Genomic DNA, 14,595 nt, shown 5'->3' on the forward strand with positions numbered 1-14,595 from the left:
TGGCAATGACAAAATTAGACGCGACATTGACAATGCTAAAAGAATTAACGGACGCACGTGGTATTGCTGGTAACGAACGTGAACCACGTGAAGTAATGAAGAAATATATCGAGCCGTTTGCGGACGAACTTTCTACTGATAATTTAGGGAGTTTAGTTGCAAAAAAAGTAGGGGAAGAAAACGGCCCAAAAATTATGGTTGCAGGTCATTTGGATGAAGTTGGATTTATGATTACACAAATCGATGACAAAGGTTTCCTTCGCTTCCAAACGGTTGGTGGCTGGTGGTCACAAGTTATGCTTGCGCAACGCGTGACGATTGTAACGCGTAAAGGAGATGTAACAGGTGTAATTGGTTCAAAACCACCGCACATTTTACCTCCAGAAGCTCGTAAAAAGCCAGTTGAAATTAAAGACATGTTCATCGATATCGGTGCTTCTAGCCAAGAAGAAGCAATGGAGTGGGGCGTACGACCAGGAGATCAAGTTGTACCTTACTTTGAATTCCAAGTGATGAAGAATGAAAAAATGTTACTTGCAAAAGCATGGGATAACCGAATTGGTTGTGCAATTGCAATTGACGTATTAAAACAATTAAAAGGTGAAAAGCATCCAAACGTGGTATACGGCGTTGGAACTGTACAAGAAGAAGTTGGTCTTCGTGGGGCAAAAACATCTGCGAATTATATTAAACCAGATATCGCGTTCGCAGTAGATGTTGGTATCGCTGGAGATACACCGGGTGTAACGTCAAAAGAAGCGCAAAGTAAAATGGGCGATGGACCACAAATCATTTTATATGATGCTTCTGTTATTGGACATACAGGTTTACGTGATTTCGTAGTTGATGTTGCTGATGAATTACAAATCCCGTATCAATATGATTCAGTAGCGGGCGGAGGAACGGATGCGGGTGCGATTCACATTGCTGTAAATGGTATTCCTTCTATGGCAATTACAATTGCAACGCGCTATATCCATTCTCATGCGGCAATGTTACACCGTGATGATTATGAAAATGCAGTGAAGTTAATTGTAGAAGTTATTAAACGTCTTGATAAAGAGGCTGTACATAACATTACATTTAATTAATAGAAAAAGCGAAGGAGATTCTCCTTCGCTTTTTTATGTTTTAAAAAGGCCGTTCTAATCCTGCTGCAGTATGAGCGCCTAAAATAATTAAACGAGTTAATTGCATCGCCATAAAATGCGGAGTATATATCATTCCTCTTTTTAACCATGACATAATCATTCCGATGTGAGCCCCTGTAACATAACTAATCAAAATATCACGAGGAACCATAAGATCTTCATCATCTGGTTGTGAAATAGACAAGCTTAATGTTAAATGCACTTGTATTGTTTTCATCATTTTATAAGAGTAGTTTCCGGCAGCTTTATCCCCAAGCATAACGTTATAAAAGTTTACATTTTCTGCGATATGTTCGAATAAAGCCAAAAATGTAGGGTGAGGTGAATCAAATGTAAGTTGAAAATCTTCTTTATTTCTATTTTTCGGTTTAATTACTTCTGCTAGCTTCTCTAACATTTCTTCAATACTTTTGTCTAATAGGTCATATTTATCATGGTAATGGCTATAAAATGTAGCGCGATTTACAGGAGCGCGTTCTGCGATATGTTGCACAGTTACATTTTCAAAGCCTTTTTCGCCTACTAAAGCGACAAAAGCATCCTGAATGAGTTGTCTCGTTCGCTTTACACGTGGATCATTTGTATTTTTAATAGACATTTTTCTTCTCCTCGTTTAATTTTCTATACTTAAACAACATATTGGTATTATATTGTTGTTTAAGCGACATTTCATACGTAAATTGTCGGTTGTAGATTCAAAATAATTATTTATAATTATAAACGATAGTCCTTCAGAAATCAGCACCGCTCGCAGGTAGATAAATTTCGATTTACGCTGCAGATGGTGTGATTTTTTTGTTAAAAGGTTAATATAATTAACAATTAAACAATCTAAACAATAAGGACATAAATAGTTTAGAAAAAAATTATATGCGATATAAGGAGAGGAATGCAATGAATCAGTTTCGAAGAATGGTAATTATCAACATTATCACATTAATTGTACTAGTTGGCGGCGGTATTGGCGGTTATTACTATTACAACCAAACGGAAAATTACTTAAAAACAGACAATGCAAAGATTGATGGGAAGGTAATTCCGGTTGCTTCACCAGTAGCAGGTAAACTAACTGACTGGAAAGCTGAAGTAGGAAAAAATTATAATGAGAACGATAAACTAGGTACTGTTACTGTAGCGGCAGCTAATGGAGAACAAACAGTAGATGTAACAATTCCACAAAATGCAACGGTTGTACAATCAAACGCAACAACAAATGCTTTCGTTGGAGCTGGTAGCCCGATTGCTTACGCATTCGATATGAACAATTTATGGGTAACAGCAAACATTGAAGAAACAGATGTTGATGATGTTCAAAAAGGTCAAGATGTAGATGTGTATGTAGATGCATACCCAGATACAACGTTAACAGGAAAAGTAGAACAAGTTGGCTTAACAACAGCGAATACATTCTCTATGTTGCCATCAAGCAACGCAACAGCGAACTATACAAAAGTAACACAAGTAGTACCAGTTAAAATTTCTTTAGATCATAGCAAATCAGTAAATATTGTTCCTGGCATGAATGTGACAGTTCGTATTCATAAGTAAGGGGGAGATGAGATGTCCTCAATTGTAATTGCAGGATATGCACTATTTTGTATAATCGTCTTCTTCCTTGTAAATCGTCTTTTACGAAAGAAAAAAACGAAAATGGGAGAAGAACAAGTCCCAGCCGTAAGTAAAATAGAAATAAGTAAAGTTGAAACAGAAGAGAAAGAAATTGAACGAAAGCAAGAATCGGAAATTTCTAATGTAGTTGAGTTAGAAACAGGAAAGCAAGAAGAAGTAAAACAAGAAAAAGAAGTGCCGAAAAAACAAATGTCTACGCCTGTAGAGAATGTGAACGTAAAAGCAGTTGTAGCTGTATTAATTCTCGGCATGTTCGTTTCTATTTTAAACCAAACAATTATTAACGTTGCATTACCTCCGTTAATGAATGAATTTAACGTATCAACTTCAACAGCACAATGGTTAATTACAGGCTTCATGCTTGTAAATGGTATTTTAGTACCGATTAGTGCCTTTTTAGTTTCACGATTTACGTATCGTAAATTATTCGTAGCAGCAATGTTATTCTTTACGGTAGGATCTATCATTTGTGCTACTTCCGGAAACTTTACGATGATGATGACGGGCCGTGTAATTCAAGCGGTTGGTGCGGGTATTTTAATGCCGGTTGGTATGAATATCTTCATGACGTTATTCCCGCCTCATAAACGCGGAGCGGCGATGGGATTACTAGGTGTAGCGATGATTTTAGCTCCAGCTATCGGACCAACTGTAACAGGTTGGGTAATTGAAAACTATAGCTGGAACTTAATGTTCTATGCGATGTTTATTATCGGTTTAATTATTACGTTCCTATCTTTAAAATTCTTTACACTAGCTCAGCCAGTGTCTAAAACGAAATTAGATATATTCGGTGTGGTTAGTTCAAGTATTGGACTAGGAAGCTTATTGTACGGATTTAGTGAAGCTGGAAATAATAGTTGGACTAGTGCAGAAGTTGTTATTTCACTTATCATTGGTGTAATTGGTTTAGCGTTATTTATTTGGAGAGAGTTAACAACGGACAATAAAATGCTTGATTTACAAGTATTTAAATATCCAGTATTTACTTTCACTTTAGTAATTAACGCAATCGTTACGATGGCATTATTCGGAGGTATGTTATTGCTTCCAGTATATCTGCAAAACATTCGTGGCTTTACGCCAATTGAATCTGGTTTACTACTTCTTCCAGGATCATTAATTATGGGGATCATGGGACCAGTAGCGGGTAAATTATTCGATAAATATGGCATTCGTCCATTAGCGATAATTGGATTGGCAATTACGACGTATGCGACATATGAATTTACAAAATTATCGATGGATACACCGTATAGCGTTATTATGACGGATTATATTATACGTTCAATTGGTATGTCATTCATTATGATGCCAATTATGACGGCTGGTATGAACGCGCTGCCGATGAAATTAATTTCTCACGGTACAGCAACGCAAAATACGTCAAGACAAGTAGCGGGTTCAATCGGAACAGCGATTTTAATTACACTTATGACGCAACAAACGACTGCTCACGTAGCAGATTACGGCAACATGTTAACAACATCAAACCCAATTTTAGTTGATAAAATACACGGCATGGGGCAAAGTTTAGCGGCCTTAGCTGGATCAGCTCAAGCAGGAGACGCGATGAGCACACAACTATTATATGGACAAATTTCAAAGCTATCTGCAATTAACGGTATTAACGATGCCTTCTTAATCGCAACGATACTAGCAGGTATCGCTTGGGTGTTATCGTTCTTCTTACCATCAGGCAATAAACCAAATAGAAAAGCAGGGAATTAAATTCCCTGCTTTTTTGTGTTCTTTATGCAGTTAAATATAAAAGCTGGTAACCAGCTACGGAGCATAGCCCTGTTATAAACAAAATTGTTCCCATAGCACGAATACTTGATATTTGTCTGCCGCTTATAATAGCTAATAGTCCAGCTAAAGAGAAGAGACCCCAATATAAAGTTCCTGAAATTGGAATCATCCCCTCTAAGTCTATTCCATAACCTATACAAATGATAGGAACAACGATAAGAGATATGCTAATGAAACCAGCTATAATAGTAAATGATTTACGACACTTCATACCAGCAATAATTAAAAAAATGCCGACGATGAATTCGCATAACATTAAAGTAAAAGCTAAAATCATCCAAATTAATATTCCGAACATTTCTGTATTACCTCCGATTTGTGGGTTTCGAAAAAAGTTATATATAGAATCAATCACTTACAGACATGAGTACCCAGAAGATAACCCCTAATATTCCAATGGTAAAAATAATGAATCCCATATTACGTATACTTTTAATTTTTGCTTGGAATCCACTTATCCCTGCTAATAATCCAGTTAAAGAAAATAGGGTCCAGTAAAGAGCAGTTGGAATGGGGAAGATTGTATCCATATTAATTCCTATACTTAAAAAAACAAAAGGTAGTGTGACAAAGGATAGGCTAAGTAGCCCCATTAAACCAACTAGTAATTTCCGATATTTAATTCCTGTTACTATTAAAAAAATACCACCAGCAATCCCGCATAGTAAGAGAAGTGGCGTGAAAAGCATCCAAATAACACTGAACATATGTAAACTCCCTTATATGAATTAAGTTATATTTTACTACATGAGGTTTATTTTGGATATTATTAATAAATATGTATAAATTGATAGAGATGAGAAGTGATCATACGAATTAATAAAAGAGGTATCGTGAGGATACCTCTTTCTAATTCAAGAATGCCAACAAATTATTCATAATATGAAATAACATAGCTGGAATAATGGATTTTGTTTTTTTACATAAAATAGCCATTAATAATCCCATGAAGAAAGTAATGACCATTACGCCAAGTGAGTATGTATGAGCGATACCGAAGAAGAAGCTTGTTATAATCGCTGCAATCCAAAATGGGAAGCGTTCTGAGAAAAAGCGAAGTATAAAGCCACGGAAAATAAGCTCTTCAAAAATTGGTGTGAGTATTGCAAAGCCGAGAAGTAATAATATTTGATACTGCTTAAAGACATCTAAGTTTAGTGCGGAAGATTGCTGCTTTGTTGCGTCTTGGAACACATAATTTAACAAGATGTAATTGAGTAAAATGTTTATAGCGAAGAAAAGAAGTAAGTATACGTATGTACGCCATTCTCTCAGTGCTCTAAAGTTAAATGATTGTAGTAGTAATTTTTTTGCGGGTTCGAATTTAAAAATGAAGAATAACAACACGGCTAGCTGTAATACAATACTTGCAGTATTTACGATAGATTCATACAGGGCAATTTGTTTTTTATCTGTAAGACCGGCTGTATAAATTGTTAAGGGCATTGCGAGGAACACAGTAATAAGTCCGGTTCCGAAAAAAGCGAATACAACGGAGCTAATAAATTGTCCCCATGACATAGAGTATTTCTGTTCATTAGAAAGTTGTGTAGCGGGTTGCATATGTAGAATCACCTCTTTATATTTGTATATTTAATTATAAGGTATTTTGTTTTCAGGCGTAATATTTAAATATTACATATAAAGGTGTATTTTCCATAAAATAATAAAAGAGGTATCACCCTGTAGTGATGCCTCTTTCTCATTGATAACTATGTTCTGTCTTGTTATTCAATTTTGCTTGCTCTATTTGCAATTCACGCTCTACCAATCGATCTAATTGCTGAATTGCTTTAAGTGCTTTTTCATAAGAAATTGTTCGATAATGATGCGCTCCGCCCGGTTCTTCATCTGCTTCATCTGCCCATTTAATAATATTTTGAAGCGATGTTCTTTCAATTTCTTGTTCCACTAAGAAAGAATCTGTATGAAGAAGAATTGCAATAGAAATTTCTTTTGCTAGTTTTGGATGTTCTCCTAATCTAATAAGTAATTTATGTGCTCTTTCAGCACCTTTAATTGCATGGATATCATTCTTTTTATATAAGTCATAATCCCATTCGCCGCCTGTGTACCACGTATGATGTCCGATATCATGAAGGAAGCCAGCTTTTGTGGCAGCATCGACTGAGGCGTGATGCTTTTTGGCTAGGTGAAACGCATGGTAAGCGACAGCGATCGCGTGGACCATTCCAGAACGGTTTACGTATTTTTGTGTAATGTGGTGTTTAAAAATTTGTTCAAGCGTAATACGGTGCATAAAACATTCACTCCTTTTATCTTATGGTGTATATGAAGAAAAATCGATCGGTTTAAATGTATTTTGAACATTGTACTCCATCATAGTTCGTTAGTAAAGTAGAAATGTTTAGGAGAAGAAAAAATTTTTCTGCAAAAAAATCACCTTAGCTTATGCAAAGGTGATTTTCAAATTACTTATTTTTTTAATCCTTGCTCTAGTGTTTCTAACATTTCGTGCTTTTCATTTTCATCAGCGTTTTTCCAAATGACTTCAAATAAAACGCCAAGACCTGGAAGCATTTTTTCTTCACCGCTTTGAATTGCATCGACGATTGTTTCTTGTAATTGATCTTGTGAATTTCCAGATACATTCGCTAATACGGCACCGCGTAAATTAAAACTCATTGCTTTCACCTCTTCTTCAGAATTGAAACTGACGTTAGTTTTTGTTCTTTTTTATGTAAATATGTATGGAAAATAGGCTATAATGATAAGACAAGAAGAGAGGGAAATACATATTATGAAAAACATTGATTCAGTACAAAATCCGCGTGTAAAGCAGTGGAAAAAGCTGCAAACGAAAAAAGAACGCGATAAAAAAGGTTTATTTTTTGTAGAAGGATTCCACTTAGTCGAGGAAGCTTTGAAGGCAGGAATTGTAACAGAACTTATCGTTTCAGATCAGACAGACCTTCCGAAAGATTGGACAGTTAATGATGTGGAAATGTATATCGTACCTGAGGCGATTGTCAAAATACTTCGTGAAACAGAAACGACACAAGGTGTATTTGCTGTTTGTGAGAAGCATGAGAAAGAAGTAGCTCTTACTGATGGGAAATTCCTTTTATTAGATGGCCTGCAAGACCCAGGTAATTTAGGAACAATTATTCGTACAGCTGATGCAGCTGGTATTCACGCCGTTGTGCTTGGAGAAGGTTGTGTTGATGTTTACAATAGTAAAGTACTCCGCTCTACACAAGGCTCTATTTTCCACTTACCAATTGTAAAAGGGAACTTAGAAGAATGGGTAGACAAGTTAAAAGAAAACAACGTTCCTGTATATGGAACAGCTCTTGAAAATGGAGTTCCGTATGGTGAAGTAACGCCGGCTGGCAGTTTTGCATTAATTGTAGGAAATGAAGGAAATGGCGTACGCCAAGAAATTCTTGCAAAAACGGATCAAAACTTGTATATTCCGATTTACGGCGGGGCAGAATCATTAAATGTTGCGGTTGCAGCAGGGATTTTAACGTATTATTTGCAAAGCCCGGTTGCGAACAAATAAAAAACTTCTTATAATAAGTTGAAGTACATTATATTAAAAGTTAAATAACGAAAAACGTTGATAGAGAAGAGTAACTTACAAAATCGCCATATAGGGAGAGAGTGCCGTAGACTGAAAGCATTCTTATGGTAGACGGAAGTGAATTCACCTCTGGAGTTGACGCCAGGACCATGTATATGTAAAGGCGTTCCGGTCAGAATTGATCGTTATAACTAATGAGTGGGCAGACTTGTTCTGTCAATTTAGGGTGGTACCGCGAATTTACCTCGTCCCTTTTTGGGAGCGAGGTTTTTTTATTTTTAAAATTAGGAGGGTTCCAAAATGGAAGCACGTTTAAAAGAGCTAAAGCAAAAAGCGTTAGAGCTTATTGAAGAAGCGAAAGAGCTAAAGGGCTTAAACGACGTACGCGTAGCGTATTTAGGAAAAAAAGGCCCAATTACAGAAGTATTACGCGGCATGGGAAAATTGTCAGCAGAAGAGCGTCCACGTATGGGAGCATTAGTAAATGAAGTGCGTGAAGCGATTCAAACGCGTTTAGATGACAAAATTAGTAACTTAGAAAAAGCAGTAATCGAAGCGAAATTAGCTACTGAAACAATCGATGTTACACTGCCAGGTCGTCCTGTTGAAACAGGTTGTCACCATCCGTTAACAGCTGTTGTTGAGCAAATTGAAGATGTATTCATCGGTATGGGTTATGAAGTAGCTGAAGGAACAGAAGTAGAAAAAGACTACTACAACTTCGAAGCACTAAACTTACCGAAAGATCACCCAGCGCGTGATATGCAAGATACATTCTACATTACAGAAGAAACGTTACTACGTACACATACATCTTCTGTGCAAGCACGTACGATGGAAAATAATAAAGAAAAAGGCCCAATCAAAATTATTTGTCCTGGTAAAGTGTATCGCCGTGATGACGACGATGCGACGCATTCACATCAGTTCATGCAAATTGAAGGTCTTGTAATTGATAAAAACATTCGTATGAGTGACTTAAAAGGTACACTGCAAGTATTCGTGAAAAAGATGTTCGGTGAAGATCGTGAAATCCGTCTTCGTCCAAGTTTCTTCCCATTCACAGAGCCATCTGTAGAGATGGATATTTCTTGTATGATGTGTCACGGCAAAGGTTGCGGCACTTGTAAAGGAACTGGCTGGATTGAAATTCTAGGCGCAGGTATGGTTCACCCGAACGTACTTGAAATGGCTGGTTATGATTCAAAAGAATATCAAGGTTTCGCATTCGGTATGGGCGCAGAGCGTATCGCAATGTTGAAATACGGAGTAGATGACATTCGTCATTTCTATACAAATGATGTACGTTTCTTACAACAATTCAAACGAGCGTAAGGGAAGGAGAGGATAAATATGTTCGTATCATATCGTTGGTTACAAGAGTATGTAGATATTAAAGATGTAACAGCACAAGAACTAGCAGACAAAATCACGAAAAGTGGTATTGAAGTAGAAGGCGTTGAAGTATTAAATAAAGGTGTAAAAGGTGTTGTAGTTGGTCACGTATTAGAATGTGAAAAACACCCAGAAGCTGATAAATTAAGCAAATGCTTAATCGATATCGGTGAAGAAGAGCCAGTTCAAATTATTTGTGGAGCTGCTAACATTGCAAAAGGTTTAAAAGTACCAGTTGCAAAAGTTGGAGCTGTACTTCCTGGTAACTTCAAAATCAAAAAAGCAAAACTACGCGGTGAAGCTTCTCACGGTATGGTTTGTGCTCTTCAAGAGCTTGGTATTGATGGAAAGTTAGTTTCAAAAGAATACGCAGATGGTATCTTCATCTTCCCAAGTGACGCTGAAGTTGGTGCAGATGCACTTGAAATTTTAAACTTACACGATGAAGTACTTGAGCTTGGCTTAACACCAAACCGTGCAGATTGCTTAAACATGTTAGGTGTTGCTTACGAAGTAGCTGCTATTTATGGCCGTGAAGTAAAACTTCCAGCTATCGACTTACAAGAAACAGCAGAAAAAACTTCTGATTATATTTCTGTAAGCGTAGAAGCGAAAGAAGAAAACCCATTATACATTGCAAAAATGGTTAAAAACGTAAAGATTGGTCCGTCACCAATGTGGATGCAAACTCGTCTTATGGCAGCTGGCATTCGTCCAATTAGCAACGTAGTTGATATTACAAACTACATTTTAATGGAATACGGTCAACCGTTACATGCATTCGATTACGATAAATTAGGTTCAAAAGAAATCGTTGTTCGTCTTGCAAAAGAAGGCGAAAAAATTGAAACGTTAGATGATCAAGAGCGTACATTACAAAGCCACCATCTTGTAATTACAAACGGCACGAAAGCTTTAGCTGTTGCTGGTGTAATGGGCGGGGCGGATTCTGAAGTTACAAATGAGACAGTAAACGTTCTAATTGAGTCTGCATACTTTGCAGGTCAAACAGTACGTCGTACATCAAAAGACTTAGGTCTTCGTAGTGAATCAAGTGCACGTTTCGAAAAAGGAATCGATCCAACACGTACATTTGAAGCAATTCAACACGCAGCTGCTTTAATGGCGAAATATGCTGGCGGTGAAGCACTTGAAGGTGTAGTAGAAGCTGACAACTTACAAGTACAAGAGCGTACAGTATCTGTTACTGCTGAAAAAGTAAACCGTGTATTAGGTACAAATATTTCTGCGAGTGAAATGGGTACAATGTTCACAAACTTGAAATTCCCATTTACAGAAGTAGAAGGAACATTCCATGTAAATGTACCAGCACGTCGTCCTGATATTACAATTTCAGAAGACTTAGTAGAAGAAGTGGGCCGTCTATACGGTTATGACCACATTCCAGTTACATTACCTTCTGGAACGATGACTCGTGGTAAATTAACATCAGCACAAACGAAACGTCGTAAAGTACGCCGCTTCTTAGAGGGTGCTGGTTTATATGAAGCAATTACGTATTCATTAACAAGCGCTGACAAAGCGAAACAATATATGGTTGAGCCAAACGAAAAGGCGCCTGTAGGTCTTGCACTTCCAATGAGTGAAGAACGTAGCCAACTTCGTTTAAGCTTAGTACCGCAATTACTAGAAGCAGTTTCATACAATGTCGCTCGTAAAAACGACAGCGTTGCTTTATACGAAGTAGGTTCTATCTTCTTACCGACAGAAGAAGGAGAACTTCCGAAAGAAGAACAACATCTTGCAGGTGTTATGACAGGTCTTGCTCTTCACCATGCATGGCAAGGTGAGAAGAAAGTAGTAGACTTCTTCGTTGTGAAAGGTGTACTAGAAGGACTATTCGACGTGCTTGGCGTTTCAAATCAAATCACATATGCACCAGCAAAACGTGAAGGTATGCACCCAGGCCGTACAGCTGACATCGTATTAGATGGCGAAGTAATTGGTTTCATCGGTCAATTGCACCCAGAAGCAGAAAAACAATTAGATGTGAAAAATACATTCGTATTTGAATTATCTCTTGTAAAAGTATTCGGTGCAGACGCTGAGGAAACTTACTACTCAGCAATTCCACGTTTCCCATCTATGACACGTGACATGGCTGTTGTAGTAACAAAAGAAACAAAAGCTGGTGAAATGAAGCAAGTCATTGCTGAAGCTGGCGGAGAACTTCTGAAAGACGTAACACTATTCGACTTATACGAAGGTGAAAAAATGGAAGAAGGCAAGAAATCACTTGCATTCTCTATGACTTACTTCGATGCAGAACGTACATTAACAGACGAAGAAGTAACAGAAGCACATAACCGTGTACTAACAACGGTAGAAGCGAAATTCGGTGCGGAGTTACGTAAGTAATTAGAAAATTGCCGGATTCATTCCGGCAATTTTTTTATTGGATTGGTTGTCGGACACTGTCGGTAAGTCGATATATTACAAAAATCGCTCATATATTTTCCGACACCTTGCATCTTTCTCTCGAATGTAGTACATTAATTTTAGTTTAACAAAATGAAAGACGATGATAAGGAAAAGTAGTATATACTATAATCCAAAGCGAGTCAGGGACGGTGAGAGCCTGATGAGGCGGTATATGTGAAGAACACCTTGGAGTTGCTAACCGAAATTGAATTTTGTATTCAAGAGTAGACTTAGACGGGAATCCGGCCTGTTACAAACCGGGAAGTATGTATTACATACGAGTTAAAGTTGGTCTTTATGACAAATTGGGTGGTACCGCGAAGTTTAACCTTTCGTCCCTTTATGGATGAAAGGTTTTTTTGTATTTAAATATATGAGCAAAGGAGAATTTCACTATGGAAAACACATTAGTAAAAAGTCTGTATAGAGATACAGAAAAGTATGCAGATCAAACAGTACAAGTATCAGGGTGGATTCGTAACTTACGTGATTCAAAAGCATTTGGTTTCATCGAATTAAACGACGGTAGCTTCTTTAAAAGCGTTCAAATCGTTTTCGATACAGAATTAGAGAACTTCAAAGAAATTGCAAAACTTCCACTTAGCTCTTCAGTTAAAGTAGAAGGTAAAGTAATTGCAACGCCGGGAGCGAAGCAACCATTTGAAATTAAAGCAGAAAAAATTGATATCGAGGGCTTATCAGATTCTGATTACCCACTTCAAAAGAAGCGTCATACGTTTGAATACTTACGTACAATCGCTCACTTACGTCCAAGAACAAATGCATTCTCTGCAACGTTCCGCGTACGTTCTATCGCAGCATTTGCGATTCACCAATTCTTCCAAGAGCGTGGATTCGTACATGTCCACACACCGATCATCACTGGTAGTGATACAGAAGGTGCTGGCGAAATGTTCCGCGTAACAACGCAAGATTTAAATAACCTACCAAAAGGTGAAGACGGAAAAGTTGATGAGTCAAAAGACTTCTTCGGTAAAGAAACAAACTTAACAGTAAGTGGACAGCTGAACGCTGAAGCTTATGCATTAGCATTCCGTGATGTATACACATTCGGACCTACATTCCGTGCAGAAAACTCAAACACAACTCGTCACGCTGCTGAGTTCTGGATGGTTGAGCCTGAGATTGCATTCGCTGAACTAGGTGACGTAATGAACCTTACAGAAGATATGCTGAAATATGCAATGAAATACGTATTAGAGCATGCACCAGAAGAAATGGAATTCTTCAACAGCTTCGTTGATAAAACAGTTCTAGAGCGCATGAACAACGTAATCAACTCTGACTTCGGTCGCATCACATATACAGAAGCAATTAAAGTGCTTCAAGAATCAGGTGCTGACTTCAAATACCCAGTAGAATGGGGAATTGACTTACAAACAGAGCACGAAAGATACTTATCAGAAGAAATCTTCAAACGCCCTGTATTCGTAACTGACTATCCGAAAGACATTAAAGCATTCTACATGCGTTTAAATGAAGACGGTAAAACAGTAGCTGCTACTGACCTTCTAGTTCCTGGCATCGGCGAATTAATCGGCGGAAGCCAACGTGAAGAAAGAATGGACGTTTTAGTAGACAGAATTAAAGAATTAGGTATGAACGAAGAGGACTACTGGTGGTACTTAGAACTTAGAAAATACGGCGGTACAAAACACGCTGGATTCGGTCTAGGTTTCGAGCGCTTCCTAATGTACATCACTGGTATGGCTAACATCCGTGACGTAATTCCATTCCCAAGAACTCCAGGTTCTTCTGAATTCTAAAATATGAAAAAAAGCGAGAGGATTTCCTCTCGCTTTTTATTTTACATATTGTATAGTTTATTCCCTCGTAGCAAAAAGTAACGCGAAGGGGTGAATATAAATGAGTAAAAAAGTGAAAAAAGATCATTCAAGATCGGGCCTAGGTTCTCCAGAAGTTGAAGGACAAGGAACGACGACACATGAAACAGGTTCTCATAAAGTATCTTCATCAAATAAGAAGCAGAAACGAAGCTAACATAACAAAGGAGAGTCTTAAGGGCTCTCCTTTGTTATGTGTTACATCTTATTATCGTTAATTTCTTTTGTAATCTTATTTATGTCTTTGTCTAATCGATCTAAATAGAAAAACCACAGTAAACTTATGAACACGTAATAGATGGCCATCACGCCAAGATTATCAGATATATTTTCGAATGTGGATTTAGTAGTGAAAAAAGCTCCCCAAATGATAGAAATAGTGAGGTAAGAAAGTGGGCCTACGAGGTGTACGAAAGCATATAGTACCTTTTTAACTTTTACAGCGTTCATATGAAAAACCTCCTTTTTCTAATCATACATTCAAGTTCTTCACAGAAGTGTTGTAGTTTTGCTGGATTATGTATTAACAAGCGTGCATCGTGTTTCCCGATAAATCTTCGAATCCGAAAGTTTAATAAGAAAGATCGACCATAACGCTCTATTAAATCGTTGAACGCTGGTTGTTCACTTAGTAGCTGAATGTTTTCTCTAATTTCGAACTGTCTTTCGTGTGGATCGCCTAGTAAAATATTTAGAATCATTTGTAGAAGTAGCAATGTAGATCCCCTCCTATGTTAGAATAATCTGTATATTA

The 14,595-nt window shown here is 37.4% G+C and carries 16 protein-coding genes and 2 other annotated features; of the genes, 8 read left to right on the plus strand and 8 right to left on the minus strand.

Annotation, left to right across the window (positions count from 1 at the left end; genetic code table 11):
- Positions 1 to 5: 5 nt before the first annotated feature.
- Entirely contained in the window at positions 6 to 1,091 is a 1,086-nt protein-coding gene (locus tag ACTFR8_RS09905; RefSeq protein WP_000163557.1) for a M42 family metallopeptidase, read from the plus strand.
- Between the two features lie 40 nt (positions 1,092 to 1,131).
- Here the strand turns inward: ACTFR8_RS09905 and ACTFR8_RS09910 are convergent, their stop codons facing one another.
- A complete protein-coding gene (locus tag ACTFR8_RS09910) occupies positions 1,132 to 1,749 on the minus strand; it encodes a TetR/AcrR family transcriptional regulator (protein WP_000023661.1) in 618 nt (205 codons plus the stop codon).
- 296 nt (positions 1,750 to 2,045) lie between these two features.
- Here ACTFR8_RS09910 and ACTFR8_RS09915 point away from each other — a divergent pair, with 296 nt between their 5' ends.
- Together ACTFR8_RS09915 and ACTFR8_RS09920 are read left to right on the plus strand one after the other, a co-directional pair.
- On the plus strand, positions 2,046 to 2,699 hold the full coding sequence (locus ACTFR8_RS09915; protein WP_001071419.1) for an HlyD family secretion protein: 654 nt from the start codon (positions 2,046 to 2,048) through the stop codon (positions 2,697 to 2,699).
- 12 nt (positions 2,700 to 2,711) lie between these two features.
- Complete coding sequence (locus tag ACTFR8_RS09920; protein WP_000095271.1) at positions 2,712 to 4,511, plus strand: DHA2 family efflux MFS transporter permease subunit; 1,800 nt, start codon at positions 2,712 to 2,714, stop codon at positions 4,509 to 4,511.
- Positions 4,512 to 4,533: 22 nt separating this feature from the next.
- On the opposite strand, the gene ACTFR8_RS09925 is transcribed toward ACTFR8_RS09920, so the two are convergent.
- From ACTFR8_RS09925 to sspI, 5 genes are all read right to left on the minus strand, one after another.
- Entirely contained in the window at positions 4,534 to 4,890 is a 357-nt protein-coding gene (locus ACTFR8_RS09925; RefSeq protein ID WP_001986669.1) for a hypothetical protein, read from the minus strand.
- A 49-nt stretch (positions 4,891 to 4,939) separates the two neighbouring features.
- Positions 4,940 to 5,299 (minus strand): hypothetical protein, encoded by a 360-nt coding sequence (locus tag ACTFR8_RS09930; RefSeq protein ID WP_000493176.1) that lies wholly within the window; start codon positions 5,297 to 5,299, stop codon positions 4,940 to 4,942.
- Between the two features lie 142 nt (positions 5,300 to 5,441).
- Complete coding sequence (locus ACTFR8_RS09935; protein ID WP_001182124.1) at positions 5,442 to 6,155, minus strand: CPBP family intramembrane glutamic endopeptidase; 714 nt, start codon at positions 6,153 to 6,155, stop codon at positions 5,442 to 5,444.
- Between the two features lie 139 nt (positions 6,156 to 6,294).
- A complete protein-coding gene (locus ACTFR8_RS09940) occupies positions 6,295 to 6,852 on the minus strand; it encodes an HD domain-containing protein (RefSeq protein ID WP_000554786.1) in 558 nt (185 codons plus the stop codon).
- A gap of 176 nt (positions 6,853 to 7,028) precedes the next feature.
- Entirely contained in the window at positions 7,029 to 7,238 is a 210-nt protein-coding gene (gene sspI / locus ACTFR8_RS09945; RefSeq protein ID WP_000009509.1) for a small acid-soluble spore protein SspI, read from the minus strand.
- A gap of 82 nt (positions 7,239 to 7,320) precedes the next feature.
- On the opposite strand from sspI, the gene ACTFR8_RS09950 reads away from it, so the two are divergent.
- The 5 genes from ACTFR8_RS09950 to ACTFR8_RS09970 all read left to right on the plus strand — a co-directional run bounded on the left by ACTFR8_RS09950 (position 7,321) and on the right by ACTFR8_RS09970 (position 13,998).
- Complete coding sequence (locus tag ACTFR8_RS09950; RefSeq protein WP_001986644.1) at positions 7,321 to 8,118, plus strand: TrmH family RNA methyltransferase; 798 nt, start codon at positions 7,321 to 7,323, stop codon at positions 8,116 to 8,118.
- A gap of 48 nt (positions 8,119 to 8,166) precedes the next feature.
- Positions 8,167 to 8,395, plus strand: a binding site (T-box leader).
- 44 nt (positions 8,396 to 8,439) lie between these two features.
- On the plus strand, positions 8,440 to 9,474 hold the full coding sequence (gene pheS, locus ACTFR8_RS09955; protein ID WP_000388219.1) for a phenylalanine--tRNA ligase subunit alpha: 1,035 nt from the start codon (positions 8,440 to 8,442) through the stop codon (positions 9,472 to 9,474).
- A gap of 18 nt (positions 9,475 to 9,492) precedes the next feature.
- Complete coding sequence (gene pheT / locus ACTFR8_RS09960; RefSeq protein ID WP_000498190.1) at positions 9,493 to 11,913, plus strand: phenylalanine--tRNA ligase subunit beta; 2,421 nt, start codon at positions 9,493 to 9,495, stop codon at positions 11,911 to 11,913.
- 154 nt (positions 11,914 to 12,067) lie between these two features.
- Positions 12,068 to 12,319: a binding site (T-box leader), on the plus strand.
- Positions 12,320 to 12,371: 52 nt separating this feature from the next.
- A complete protein-coding gene (asnS, locus tag ACTFR8_RS09965; protein WP_000432177.1) occupies positions 12,372 to 13,763 on the plus strand; it encodes an asparagine--tRNA ligase in 1,392 nt (463 codons plus the stop codon).
- Positions 13,764 to 13,863: 100 nt separating this feature from the next.
- Positions 13,864 to 13,998 (plus strand): YuzL family protein, encoded by a 135-nt coding sequence (locus ACTFR8_RS09970; protein WP_000039590.1) that lies wholly within the window; start codon positions 13,864 to 13,866, stop codon positions 13,996 to 13,998.
- A 41-nt stretch (positions 13,999 to 14,039) separates the two neighbouring features.
- On the opposite strand, the gene ACTFR8_RS09975 is transcribed toward ACTFR8_RS09970, so the two are convergent.
- The gene (locus tag ACTFR8_RS09975) at positions 14,040 to 14,291 is read right to left on the minus strand and encodes a hypothetical protein (protein WP_000994758.1); all 252 of its coding nucleotides are present in this window, start codon (positions 14,289 to 14,291) and stop codon (positions 14,040 to 14,042) included.
- The gene (locus ACTFR8_RS09980; protein WP_000925537.1) at positions 14,288 to 14,557 is read right to left on the minus strand and encodes a hypothetical protein; all 270 of its coding nucleotides are present in this window, start codon (positions 14,555 to 14,557) and stop codon (positions 14,288 to 14,290) included. The genes ACTFR8_RS09975 and ACTFR8_RS09980 overlap by 4 nt, the downstream gene beginning before the upstream one ends.
- Positions 14,558 to 14,595 lie beyond the last annotated feature (38 nt).

The sequence above is a fragment of the Bacillus cereus group sp. MYBK15-3 genome (assembly GCF_051916765.1).
GTDB lineage: Bacteria > Bacillota > Bacilli > Bacillales > Bacillaceae_G > Bacillus_A > Bacillus_A cereus.